Consider the following 12,283-nt stretch of genomic DNA (forward strand, 5'->3'; position numbering starts at 1 on the left):
TTGAAGATTTTTTGATGTCATTCTTTCACGGCGCCAGCTGTCAGTCCGGCGACGAGATATTTTTGCAGGAACAAAAAGATCAGCATGACCGGCAGCACACCCACAAGGGCAGCTGCCATCATCTGGTTCCAGGTCACATCCTGATAGCCGATGAACTCAAACAAACCGGCTGGCAGGGGTTGCAACTCACGCTTCTGGTTAAACGTGATTGCGAAAAGGAATTGCTGGGCATAGGCACCGATAAACACCGCCACACTGACCACGATCAGCCCCGGAACCGCCAGCGGCAGCACCACCCGGCGCAGCGTATATAGCCGCGAGGCCCCATCCACGAACGCCGCCTCTTCCAGCTCGCGCGGGATCTTGGCCAGATACGACCGCAACAGCCAGATGCCCGTCGGGATCAAAAACGCCACCCCCGGCACGATCATCGCCCAGTAAGTGTTCAACAGCCCCAGACTGCGCAGCACCCGGTAAAGCGGGATCAACAAAACCGCGCCGGTGAACATGTTCACGCCCAGAAAAATACCCAGCGTAATGTTCTTGAACGGGAATTCCAGCCGCGCATAGGCATAGGCCGCAGGCACTACAAACACCATCGTCATCGCCGTCACCGACAGCGAAATAAAGATCGAGTTCAGGATATAGCGCCCCAACAATGGCACCGTCACCCACATGTCCCGATACGCCTGAAAGCTGAAATCGTCAGACCAGAATTGATAAGGCGAGCGAAACAGATGCTCCAAGGGACGCAACGACGCCATAAACATTTCGAAAAACGGCAACAGCATGAAGGTCAGGAAGATCGCAACCGCGACATAGATCCCCACCATCTGGAGTTTTGTATACCGGTCCATCATTTCTTGCCGCTCCCGTAATGACGGTTCACTTTGTTCAGGAAGAACAGATAGATCAGGCTGAACACACCCAGCAGAACCACGATGATCACCGCACGGGCCGCACCTTCCCCAAATTTGTAGTTGCTGATCGCCTTCTTATATGTGTCGATGATCAGGGTTGTGGTCGCTCCACGCGGCCCGCCTTCGGTCAGGATCCAGATGATCTCAAACGAATTGAACGTGAAGATCGCGGACAACAGCGCCATCGACACAATCACCGGCATGATCTGCGGGATCGTGATCCGGCGGAAACGATACCACCGGCCCGCCCCGTCCACATAGGCCGCTTCATAAAGGTCTTTGGGCACGCCCTGCATCGCCGCAAGGAAGAACAACGTCACCATCGGCGTGCCAACCCAGACATCGGTCACCACCGCCGAATAAAACGCTGACCGCTTATGCGCGAGGAACTCAAACGGACCATCGGTCAGGCCAATCCACTGCATCGTACCCGACAGCACACCAAAATACCCGTTATACAGCCACAGCCAACCGATACAGCCAATCGCCATTGGAATGACCCAGGGCGGCATAACCAGCACCCGGAACAACGACCTCCCCGGCACCGCTGCATTCAACAGCGTCGCTCCGATCAATCCCAGCACAAGCTTCAGACCAACCGACAGGAACATCCAGTAAAACGTGCGCACGACCGTCTGGTGAAACCGGCGGCTGCTGGCGAGGTCCTGGTAGTTCTCAAGACCAACGTATTCTTCACCGCCCAGACCTGCTTCCATAAACGACAACCGGATCGTCTCGGCCAGAGGCCACGCAACGATCACCATGATGAACAACATCGCAGGTGCGATCAGCAACCAGCCAAACAGCGACTCTGGAATAGCACTCCCTTTTGCGCGCCGCTCCTGAACCAGTGCGTTACCAACGGTTTCGGTCATAAATTCCCCCCTGAAACGGTGCGACGAATCGCCCGATACCCCCTTACGATAACGCGTTTCGAAATTTTTACTACCAGTTTAATACCAAAATAAGCCAAATCGCATTTCCCCTTGATTTTCCTTATAAAATATTCCAAGCCTATCTGGGAATGCAGCCAAGTTGCCGCTTTGGTATTGTTTTTTTGGACCACAGGAGACAGCGTATGGTGGATCTCATAGCCGAGCTTGAGCCGCAAAACTGGTACGCTGGCGGGCGCGGATCCCGCTATCGTCAACTCTTTCGCCATCTATCCGATCTGATCGGATCCGGCGACCTACGTCCGGACGAACAGCTGCCTTCAGAACGCGAGATTGCCGAGATCGCTGGCATCAGCCGTGTCACCGTGCGCAAGGCCATTGGCGAGCTGGCCAACGCGGGCCTGATCGAACAGCGCCGTGGTGCTGGTTCCTTTGTGCGCAGCCAACCGGACCGGCACGAACAATCGCTCTCAACGCTGATCTCGTTTACCGAAAACCTCGAAATGCGCGGCATCACGTCTTCCAGCAAAGTGTTACTGGCCGGATTGTTCCAGCCCACGACACAGGAATCCACCGCGCTTGGCGTTGGCCCTAATCAACAGATTGCACGCGTTAATCGCTTGCGTAGCGGTGATGGCACGCCCATGGCGCTGGAATACTCCGCGCTGCCCGGCGATATCCTGCCCCACCCGGACAAGGTCGGCACTTCGATCTATGAAATCCTGCGTCAGAACGGCACCGCGCCCACCCGCGCACTGCAACGTGTGACCGCCACAAATGCCACCAGTTCGGTGGCCGATCTGTTAGAGGTCGAAACCGGCACCGCCCTGCTCCAGATCAAGCGTACCGCCTATTTGCCGTCGGGCCGCCCCATCGAATATACCAACGGGTATTATCGCCCGGATGTATATGATTTTGTTTCCGAAATTGGGCTCGATTGATATGCAATACAGCTGCCACATCTCGGGCGACACCTTGGTCTGCCTCATCCAGACTCGCCGCGCCCTGTCCGCGCCTGTCTTTTGTTTTTCCGGTATCGCGCCTTACGATGTCATCTCTGGCGGCACCCTTTTGACAAGCGTTGGTGGCTATACCGAAATCGCTCTGCCTGATCTGCACCCAGACACACCGCACACCGTGACCCTCTGCTTTGAGGGCGGATTCACGCCCGCCAACCGCGCGTGGATGCCGCTTGGCCCCCGGCTCAAAACCGACGGAGAAACCCTGTTTCTGCCCGCCACGCCCGTCGGGCGCAGTGCGCCGCCGCAACCCGACCCGCGCCCGGTTAATGGTTTGCCAATCCTGCCCCAGCCCTGCGGCTGGACCCCAGCCAACGGCCACCTCTCCATTGACGGCCTGTCCTTTGACGATGCGGCGCTTACCGCCGTGGCCGACCTTGCCACACGTCAGGGTATGACGTTTCGCGGCACCCATCCCATAAACCTGATCGCGGGCGATTTGCCCAATGACGCCTATGAAATCGACGTCACCCAAACCGCAATCACCATCACCTCCGCGTCTTATGGCGGCCGGTTCTACGCGGGCGTCACACTCCTCTTGCTCTTGCAACACGGCCCGCTCCCTTGCGGTCGTATCACCGACACGCCCCGTTTTGACTGGCGCGGCCAACAGCTCGACACCGCTCGCCATTTCTACGAACCCGCCACAATCTTACGCCTGCTCGACCTGATGGCGCTCCTGAAACTCAACCGGTTCCATTGGCACTTCGCCGATGACGAGGCGTTCCGCATCGAGATCGACAGCATACCCGAACTCTGGCAACAAACCGCCTTGCGCGGCGATGGCCATCTCCTGCCCGGCATCTTCAGCGACATGGCCGAGGCGGGCGGCACCTACTCAAAATCCGATGTTCAGCGCATTATCGCCCACGCCAAACACCTCAATATCGAGGTCCTGCCAGAGATCGAGGCCCCAGCGCACGCCCTCGCCATCGCCAAAATCTTCCCCGACACCCGCGATCCCGACGACACCGGGCAAGAACGCTCGGTTCAGGGATACGCCCGCAACGTTCTCAACCCGGCCATGCCCAAAACATGGGAAATCCTCGAAAAGCTCGCGCTCGAAATCGGTAGCCTGTTCCCATTCGGCCACTTGCATCTTGGCTGCGATGAGCTGCCCGAAGACACTTGGATGGGCAGCCCCCGTGCCCGCGCGCTGATGGCGGAACATGGGCTTGAAACCACCGACGACCTTCTCGGGTGGACGATCGCAAAACTCGCCCGCACCGTCGCCAACGCCGGACTTCGCCCCGCCGCATGGGAAGAGGCCCAAAAGGGCAACAATGGCGGCATCGGCAACAACGCCATCCTTTTCAGCTGGACCGGTCAAGGCCCCGGACTGGACGCCGCGCGCGCAGGTTATGATGTCGTCATGTGCCCGGCCCAAAACGTCTATCTCGACATGGCCCACACCAGCGACCCCGACGATTGGGGCGCAGGCTGGGCCGCCTTTGTCTCGCTGGAAGACACCGTTTCATGGGACCCGGTTCCAGACCCCGCCCTCGCCAATCGCATCATCGGCGTGCAGGGCACGTTCTGGTCTGAATTCACCACGCAGGACGATCAGATCTGGCCCATGCTCATGCCGCGTATGTTGGGCGTTGCCAGCATGGCATGGCAATCAATACCGCCAACCCCGGCCGAGTTGACAGATCTCGCCACGCACTTTTCCTATGACCCAACGTCAGGGCTGAAACTGCGTTAACTCGCTGCAATTACAATTATTTCAGCACCGGCACCGGCGCGGTATCACCCTGTGCCGCCTGCACAAACGCACGGATCAGCTCGGCACTCTTCGCCCCCGGCGCATTTTCCACGCCAGAGCTCACATCAACCTGCCGCGCCCCTGTCATTTGTACTGCCTGTGCCACATTCTCGGGCGTCAATCCACCCGCCAACATCCACGGACAAGGCCAGTATTTCCGCTTCACCAAACGCCAGTCAAACGCCAACCCATTCCCGCCCGGCAGGTCCGCGCCCCTGGGCGGCTTGGCATCTATCAGCAATTGATCCGCCACCGCCCCATAGGCGTCAATCGCCGGCAAATCACTCTCATCCGCGATCCCCACCGCCTTCATCACCGGCAAGCCATATCGCGCGCGCACTGCTGCTACGCGCTCCGGGCTCTCGCCACCGTGTAACTGCATCATGTCGAGCGGCACTTTTCGGGTCAGCTCGTCCAGAAACGCGTCATCCGCATTCACCGTCAACGCCACTTTGGCCACCCCCACCGGCACCTCAAGCGCCAGCGCGCGTGCGGCGTCAATCTCAACATTGCGCGGTGATTTTGGAAAGAACACAAACCCCACATAGGCCGCCCCAGCCTCCGCCGCAGCAACCACATGTTCAGGCTCGCTCAACCCGCAAATTTTGACCCGAATATCCATAACCCTGCCCTATCAAACCCGGTCAGGGTTGCAAAGCCTCAGCTCGCCTCGTCCAGAATGGCCAGAACCTCGTCCTTGCCTTCTGCCTGTTTGCCCTTCAACCGACGCACTTCGCGCTTGGTCTGGTGCAATTCCTTCTCTGCCCGGCTCTTGCCCGAGCGATGCTTGTGCTCCCGCATCCACTCCCATGCAAAACCGATCGCAACCCCCAGCGCCACCGCACCGAGCAGGACAAAAAACAGCGGCATCGCCACCGAAAAGTTAAAGCCGATCAAATTGCCCAATGCCTCAGGCAAAAGGGTCAACGTCACCATGTCCCGGTTGGCCAAGGCAACAGAGATCAGCACGACCCCCAAGGTGCCGAGAAAAGCATAGCGAATGTAGCGCATCGTTTATTTTCCGTTCAGTCGGTCTCTGAGCAACTTGCCCGTCTTAAAGAAAGGCACGTGTTTTTCTTCCACTTCAACCGAATCGCCCGTGCGTGGGTTGCGCCCTGTCCGGGCGTCCCGTTTCTTCACCGAAAACGCGCCAAAGCCCCGCAGCTCCACCCGATCCCCACGCGACATTGCATCGGTGATCTCTTCAAAAATGGTGTTCACAATGCGCTCAACGTCGCGCTGGAACAAGTGGGGGTTTTCATCGGCAATCTTTTGTATCAGTTCCGAACGGATCATCGGTTCACATCTCCCTGGGCGTGCAAGTCTTCTTCGCGAGCATCGGCCTCGACTATAGGAAGAATGTACACAAACGGAAACGGAATCCCGGCAGTGACCTGAAGTTTATCGAAAATTTCGCGGATTTTAGGCAAAAACCCGCGAATCCGACGCTCGCCAGCGCCACAATTTCACGCGCGACAATCGCGCCGCAGCGCAGAGAAACCTTTGATTCGCAAAGACAAAGCCAGCAACACATACCTTTCAACAACAACGGACAAACGCGAAGATGGTATCTCCATGCAACTTGCGTCATCCTGTGCAAACCTTTCAATCAACCCCGAGCTGCCAATGTCCTCTCGCCCACCCAAGACCGACAACCGAAAGACAGCAACGGAAGAATCCCAACACAATGCTGCTGCCCGCCGCGCCTCAGGTGAATTTGTCCGCGGCGTCAGCGGCTTTCGTCACGTTATTGGCGAAAGTCCAGATTTTCCGCCCGAACCAAACCGCTACCATCTCTATGTCGCCCTCAACTGCCCGTGGTGCCACCGCGTCACACTTGCCCGCGAGGTGTTGGGGCTGCGTGATGCAATCACAATGGACGTCGCTTTTCCTAACCGCACGAACGAGGATGACCCAGTCTCGCCCAATCGCTGGGAATTTGCACCGCATCGCATCGCAACGCTGACTGGCGCGCGCCTGCCAGAATGCACAGGCGAAACTGGCACCGGCCAATCGCTGCGCCTCGCCACGGAAATCTATGCGCTCGAAAACAGCGCCGAAGCCTCAGTCCCCATCCTTTATGACAAACAGTCCTGTCGCATTGTCACGAATGAAAGCGCCGAGATCATTCGGATGCTCAACACCAATGCAGGTGCCCTTGGCAGCACCATTCCAGACCGTCCCGATCTTTATCCCGAACCGCTACGCGTCGAAATCGACGCCTTAAACGACCTTATATATACAACCATCAACAACGGCGCTTACAAGGCTGGCTTTTCGTCTGACCAAGAGATCTACGCCGCCGCCTTTAAGGCCTATTTTGAAACGCTCGCCCATTTAGAAACCCTGCTCTCAGATGGTCGTCCCTTCCTTACGGGTGACACGTTCGCCGAAGCCGACCTGCGCCTTTTCCCGACGCTTTACCGTCACGACCCCGTCTATTACCTTCGCATGAAACTCAACGGCGCCCGCATCCTCGATTTTCCGCACCTCTGGCGCTGGCTCTGCCGGACATACGCCCTACCCGGCGCGCGCAACAGCGGATCCCTGATCCATTGTCGACAGGGCTATTTTGGTCGATCATGGAACGGCACAATCCCCTTGGGGCCAACATTTCCAATGCCTTACCCCGAGGCTTATCAACACCCAGATCTGGCATCGCGCACCGTTCCCCTCCCGTCCGAGGGCTAAACCCCCACCGTTCTCATGGGCTCCAGTTACAGCTCTCCGCCAGAGGATCAATCCGATCGCGCAAGCCTGAAATATCGAACTCGAACTCAAGGTTAATATTGTTGTAAGACTTGTACGCGATCACCAGCGTTTCCTTACCAAAAAAGGTCCTTACATACGGAATTGCGCTCTTACCGTTCCACAACCCAATGCCTTCTCCACCTTGCATATGGATCATCCATTTCTTTGCAACGGCGCTATCATCCAACTTGTACTGCACGTTCTGATTATCAGGGGTATAGTCATTGAACGTTACAAAGACGTTGGTGCTGTTGTTCATGCACCGGACCCACAGCCGCGCCTCCTCTGCGCGACCAATCTGATTGGGTTGACTGTTTTCACTGGTGACACTTAGCCAGACATCCGTACGTCCGTCCAAAAGACTGTCTTCCTGCGATAACCGCCACTGCTTTCCCACGCCCACAGGTTTGGCTGGAGTCGCTTCCGGCTTGTTAGGCTTGAATTTTGTCTCGCTGTCGTAGCAGCTCAATCGCTTGGTATCGTTTCCAATCGAATGACACGTATGTTGCGATTGCTCCGCCCAAACACACGAGGCAGAAAGAAACATTGCCAAGGCATTCAATGCCCAAATCACAGCCAGTTTCATCAAACAGCCTATCTTCAGCCGGCCGTCGCCAAACGGCACTAAGTTCACTCCCAACCAAGCGCAGAAAACCCGGCATGGAACCCTGATTTTTAAGGCAATTAAGTTAACACACCGTAAACCAGAGCCGTGATCTTACCTGGTATATGATCGCGCAAAACGGTCACCAGGCTGCGAACCAAAAAAGGCCCCGTCATACGACGGGGCCTCTCTATTTTCAGGAATAACCAGAACCGGCTTATTCGTCGCCCGTCTTGAGCGCGGCACCCAGGATATCGCCCAGCGATGCACCCGAGTCCGACGAACCATACTGTTCCACGGCTTCTTTCTCTTCGGCGATCTCACGTGCCTTGATCGACAGACCCAGACGACGTGTCTTGCTGTCAACGTTGGTCACGCGCACATCAACCTTGTCACCCACATTGAAACGCTCTGGGCGTTGCTCTGCACGGTCACGCGACAGGTCGGAGCGGCGGATGAAGGATTTCATGCCTTCGTATTCCACTTCGATGCCACCGTCTTCGATTGCGGTCACGTTCACGGTCACGATCGAGCCGCGCTTCACGCCGCCAACCGCTTCTGCGAACTTGTCGCCACCCAGAGCCTTGATCGACAGCGAGATGCGCTCTTTGTCGATGTCGACTTCGGAAACCACGGCCTGAACGATGTCGCCCTTGCGGTAGTTCTGGATCGCTTCTTCGCCACGCTCGTCCCAGCTGAGGTCCGAAAGGTGAACCATGCCGTCGATCTCGCCGGGCAGGCCAATGAACAGACCGAATTCGGTGATGTTCTTGACTTCGCCTTCCACGGCTGCGCCTTCGGGATGGGTTTCTGCGAACACTTCCCATGGGTTGCGCATGGTCTGCTTAAGACCAAGGGAAACGCGACGCTTGGCGCCATCGATTTCCAGAACCATAACGTCCACTTCCTGGCTCGTCGAAACGATCTTGCCGGGATGTACGTTTTTCTTGGTCCAGGACATTTCGCTGACGTGAACCAGGCCTTCAACACCCGGCTCCAGCTCAACAAATGCACCGTAATCGGTGATGTTGGTGACGCGGCCTTTGTGGACCGACGACAGTGGGTATTTGGCGGCAACCAGATCCCATGGATCTTCCTGCAGCTGCTTCATGCCCAAGGAGATGCGGTGCGTCTCTTTGTTGATCTTGATGACCTGAACCTTAACGGTTTCACCGATCGTCAGGATCTCGCTTGGGTGGTTCACACGGCGCCACGCCATGTCGGTGACGTGCAACAGGCCGTCAACACCGCCCAGATCAACAAACGCACCGTATTCGGTGATGTTCTTGACCACACCATCCACGGCCTGACCTTCGGACAGGTTGCCGATAACTTCGGCGCGCTGCTCGGCGCGGGACTCTTCGAGGATCGCACGACGCGAAACCACGATGTTGCCACGACGACGGTCCATTTTCAGGATCTGGAATGGCTGCTTGAGACCCATCAGAGGGCCAGCGTCGCGCACGGGGCGCACGTCAACTTGCGAACCGGGCAGGAAGGCCACGGCGCCGCCGAGGTCAACCGTAAAGCCACCTTTGACACGGCCAAAGATCGCGCCTTCGACACGAGCGTCGTCGGCATATGCTTTCTCAAGGCGATCCCATGCTTCTTCACGGCGTGCCATCTCGCGCGAGATAACCGCTTCGCCGCGGGCATTTTCAGCCGAGCGCAGGTACACTTCCACTTCGTCGCCAACAGCGATTTCAGGAGCTTCACCAGGGTTTGCGAATTCTTTCAGATCAACGCGGCCTTCCATCTTGTAGCCGACGTCGATGATGGCTTGTCCCGCTTCAACTGCGATGACTTTGCCTTTGACAACCGAACCCTCGTCCGGTGTGTCCATTTCGAAGCTTTCTTGCAGGAGGGCTTCGAATTCCTCCATAGTTGCGTTAGCCATGTGGCGTTTCATTCCTTTATAATCGTTTTATCTGGCCGAGCGGTTGTCTCCGCCGGTCTTAGTGAGCGCCCCGCCTTGTGGCGAAACTGATTGGTCAGACGATTGTGTCTTGGGCCCAAAACAAAGAGGGTCGGCATACCGACCCTGCTCGTCTCTTTGATTATTGGGCGTCAATCGCCTTGTCGACGCTCGCGCGTATAGAGGATAAAACGGGGCTGTGCAAGAGGCGGAGATATCGGACATCCGGAAACCTCAGCAAGCTCTGAAACAATTCCGACGTTGACTAAACCCTCGGCAGAAGATGTGCCGGCGGCCGTGCAGAAAGTTTCGGAAACCAGGTCTCAATTATGCTATTTTGGTGTAGCGAAGGCATTTGACGGAACACGCAGACCAAAAGGGAAGTAGGGCAACGTGCCGGATAGCAATTTGAAAGAACCCTCCCGACCCTCACCAGCACCGGAATTGCGTACCGGGCAAATGCTGCACTTCGGCAGCCTTTTTGCCCTGCTGGTGGTCGTCACATTTGTCTGGGGCCTGCTCGGCAAACCAAGTTGCATAGCATTCTGGACCGCAGTCGCCTTTCCGATTTTGCACCAGGTTTGGGTCTGGCTGGCATGGCGTATCGAGCTCAAGAACTCAGCGATCAGTAACACGATTGGCTTTAAGGGGTATCTGATCACATTTTTTGTTTTGTTTTCAGGCCGCTTTCTGTCACTCGCGTGGTTGGCATTTCAAGACCTCGGAAGTTTGGGATTGAACAATTCTGCCATCGCTCTACTCACCCTATGCCTACTCCTACCCGGCCTTTACGCAATGTACAGCGTGCAACGGTATTTCGGCATGGCACGTGCTGCGGGTGGAGATCATTTCGACACGCGTTATCGCAACGCACCATTGGTCAAAGACGGCATTTTCCGTTTTACTGAAAATGGGATGTACCTATATGCATTCCTGTTGTTCTGGGCCATTGCGATTGGTTTCAATTCTTCTGCGGCTCTCCTCGTCGCAGCCTTTAGCCATGCCTACATATGGGTGCATTTTTATGCCACGGAGAAACCAGACATGGAATATCTCTATGCCCCCCCAAACATCTGAGCCCCGAAAACTGCACTCGCCGCAGAGCCATGGCAAACATTGGTCAACTCAATAAAAAATGGCAGCATCGATGCCAAAGTGCTTGGTGCTGCGCCAATAACAAATGTCCGCTTTCGTCAAAATGAAACCTCAGCGCATCTGATTTAAGGTGGCAGGTCAGAGGTTTGGCATCAAAGAGGTCGCGTTGATCGGCCCCACCTAAATGGTCCAGTTTGAATGTTAGTGCATGATTGGCCTGGGTTACATCGGGACGATGGTTTCCGAGGCCGGTGGGCGGTAGCCCAAGGCACTATGTGGTCGTTTGGTGTTGTAGTGTTTCCCGCTGACCGACAGGCGAATGCACGCATTCGCTGAGAGGTTCCATTGTTCAATCAGGATTTGCGCTTCTCGCAAGCTGTAGAAGACCTCCCCGTTCAGCAGCTCGTCTCGGAAGCGTGCATTTAAGCTTTCGCAATACCCATTCTCCCAAGGGGCTCCTGGCTCGATGTAAGCGGTCTTGGCACCAACAGCGTACAATGGGAACAAGTCGCCCCAACCAAACAGCAACATGCCCATCAATTCGCCAGCCTAAATCAGTTTTCAATTTCGTTATATTATTACATCACGAAACGGAAAGGCGCAAGTCACCTAAATCTCCTCGCCCTTCTTCAGCAATTCGTCAATCAACTGGCGTTGCAGGTTGTTGCTGTCCCCGCCGCCAAATTGCAGCGCACCGCCCGAATAAAGCGAGCCATAGGTTTTGGCCACATTCACGGTCTGCGCCAAACCCGAAATCAGCTGGTTCTTTTTCAGCGGCGACAGCGGATGAATAAAGGTCGCCCAAAGTGTCCCGTTCGCGACCGCATATCGCGCATCTAGCGCGCTGTCGAAATTGGCCTGCATCATCCGCATCAAATCCGCGTTGGACAGGTCTTGCGCCGATCGGATCGGCACCAATGCCCGCATCCGATCGGCGTTTGGGTCCGTGATGATCAGAACCGGCACATCATCCACCACCAACTGAAATCCCGCTCCCTGCGGCACCGCCTCAGGGTCCAACGCAAACACAATCCGCCCCAACCGCTCATAGGTCATCGGCGGTTCGTACTCAGCTTCGACCTCGGGCACCCACTCAGGCGCGACTTCCGGCTCGTCGCTTTGCGCAACCGCCATCCCCGCGCTCAGGATAATGCTCAACAAAACTCTCCACATACGGACCTCCTGCGCTCTGTTCCTTCAACGCTACGCCGCCAAACGCCCAGTGACGATACACAGCTTGGTGAGACCCCCGCGAGCCGACCGGAACCAAGACGCTTTGGAAATCCCGGCAATCCCTCTAAAGTCACCCGAGGGAGGAATT

Annotated in this window: 12 protein-coding genes and 1 pseudogene; 4 read left to right on the forward strand and 9 right to left on the reverse strand. The window is 56.5% G+C overall.

Annotated elements, in window-relative coordinates:
• Positions 1 to 17: 17 nt before the first annotated feature.
• Both CLV88_RS10915 and CLV88_RS10920 read right to left on the reverse strand, forming a co-directional pair.
• Positions 18 to 860: a carbohydrate ABC transporter permease gene (locus CLV88_RS10915; protein ID WP_106608421.1), complete on the reverse strand. Its 843-nt coding sequence runs from the start codon at positions 858 to 860 to the stop codon at positions 18 to 20.
• Positions 857 to 1,795 carry a carbohydrate ABC transporter permease gene (locus CLV88_RS10920; RefSeq protein ID WP_106608422.1) on the reverse strand — a complete coding sequence of 313 codons (939 nt, stop codon included), beginning with the start codon at positions 1,793 to 1,795 and terminating at the stop codon, positions 857 to 859. The genes CLV88_RS10915 and CLV88_RS10920 overlap by 4 nt, the downstream gene beginning before the upstream one ends.
• Positions 1,796 to 1,998: 203 nt before the next feature.
• On the opposite strand from CLV88_RS10920, the gene CLV88_RS10925 reads away from it, so the two are divergent.
• The gene (locus CLV88_RS10925; protein WP_106608423.1) at positions 1,999 to 2,754 is read left to right on the forward strand and encodes a GntR family transcriptional regulator; all 756 of its coding nucleotides are present in this window, start codon (positions 1,999 to 2,001) and stop codon (positions 2,752 to 2,754) included.
• The gene (locus CLV88_RS10930) at positions 2,723 to 4,537 is read left to right on the forward strand and encodes a beta-N-acetylhexosaminidase (RefSeq protein ID WP_243403634.1); all 1,815 of its coding nucleotides are present in this window, start codon (positions 2,723 to 2,725) and stop codon (positions 4,535 to 4,537) included. The genes CLV88_RS10925 and CLV88_RS10930 overlap by 32 nt, the downstream gene beginning before the upstream one ends.
• Before the next feature lie 16 nt (positions 4,538 to 4,553).
• Here the strand turns inward: CLV88_RS10930 and CLV88_RS10935 are convergent, their stop codons facing one another.
• Genes CLV88_RS10935 through ihfB form a run of 3 tightly spaced genes read right to left on the reverse strand, consistent with a single transcriptional unit; the run spans position 4,554 to position 5,893 of the window.
• On the reverse strand, positions 4,554 to 5,219 hold the full coding sequence (locus tag CLV88_RS10935; RefSeq protein ID WP_106608425.1) for a phosphoribosylanthranilate isomerase: 666 nt from the start codon (positions 5,217 to 5,219) through the stop codon (positions 4,554 to 4,556).
• A gap of 38 nt (positions 5,220 to 5,257) precedes the next feature.
• The gene (locus CLV88_RS10940; protein ID WP_106608426.1) at positions 5,258 to 5,608 is read right to left on the reverse strand and encodes a lipopolysaccharide assembly protein LapA domain-containing protein; all 351 of its coding nucleotides are present in this window, start codon (positions 5,606 to 5,608) and stop codon (positions 5,258 to 5,260) included.
• A 3-nt stretch (positions 5,609 to 5,611) separates the two neighbouring features.
• Positions 5,612 to 5,893: an integration host factor subunit beta gene (ihfB, locus tag CLV88_RS10945; protein ID WP_106608427.1), complete on the reverse strand. Its 282-nt coding sequence runs from the start codon at positions 5,891 to 5,893 to the stop codon at positions 5,612 to 5,614.
• 279 nt (positions 5,894 to 6,172) lie between these two features.
• Here ihfB and CLV88_RS10950 point away from each other — a divergent pair, with 279 nt between their 5' ends.
• Positions 6,173 to 7,288, forward strand: coding sequence for a glutathione S-transferase C-terminal domain-containing protein (locus CLV88_RS10950; protein ID WP_243403635.1), 1,116 nt, complete (start codon positions 6,173 to 6,175; stop codon positions 7,286 to 7,288).
• Positions 7,289 to 7,301: 13 nt separating this feature from the next.
• On the opposite strand, the gene CLV88_RS10955 is transcribed toward CLV88_RS10950, so the two are convergent.
• Both CLV88_RS10955 and rpsA read right to left on the reverse strand, forming a co-directional pair.
• Positions 7,302 to 7,973: a type VI secretion system-associated protein TagO gene (locus CLV88_RS10955; protein WP_133169945.1), complete on the reverse strand. Its 672-nt coding sequence runs from the start codon at positions 7,971 to 7,973 to the stop codon at positions 7,302 to 7,304.
• Positions 7,974 to 8,169: 196 nt separating this feature from the next.
• Positions 8,170 to 9,849: a 30S ribosomal protein S1 gene (gene rpsA / locus CLV88_RS10960; RefSeq protein ID WP_106608429.1), complete on the reverse strand. Its 1,680-nt coding sequence runs from the start codon at positions 9,847 to 9,849 to the stop codon at positions 8,170 to 8,172.
• Between the two features lie 426 nt (positions 9,850 to 10,275).
• Here rpsA and CLV88_RS10965 point away from each other — a divergent pair, with 426 nt between their 5' ends.
• Complete coding sequence (locus tag CLV88_RS10965; protein ID WP_165798865.1) at positions 10,276 to 10,944, forward strand: methyltransferase; 669 nt, start codon at positions 10,276 to 10,278, stop codon at positions 10,942 to 10,944.
• Positions 10,945 to 11,184: 240 nt separating this feature from the next.
• On the opposite strand, the pseudogene CLV88_RS10970 reads toward CLV88_RS10965, so the two are convergent.
• Together CLV88_RS10970 and CLV88_RS10975 are read right to left on the reverse strand one after the other, a co-directional pair.
• A pseudogene (locus tag CLV88_RS10970) lies at positions 11,185 to 11,454 on the reverse strand (integrase core domain-containing protein); the annotation flags it as partial.
• A 117-nt stretch (positions 11,455 to 11,571) separates the two neighbouring features.
• Positions 11,572 to 12,135 (reverse strand): hypothetical protein, encoded by a 564-nt coding sequence (locus tag CLV88_RS10975; RefSeq protein ID WP_106608431.1) that lies wholly within the window; start codon positions 12,133 to 12,135, stop codon positions 11,572 to 11,574.
• Between the last annotated feature and the right edge of the window lie 148 nt (positions 12,136 to 12,283).

The sequence above is a fragment of the Shimia abyssi genome, from assembly GCF_003014475.1.
GTDB classification, from domain to species: Bacteria; Pseudomonadota; Alphaproteobacteria; order Rhodobacterales; family Rhodobacteraceae; genus Shimia; species Shimia abyssi.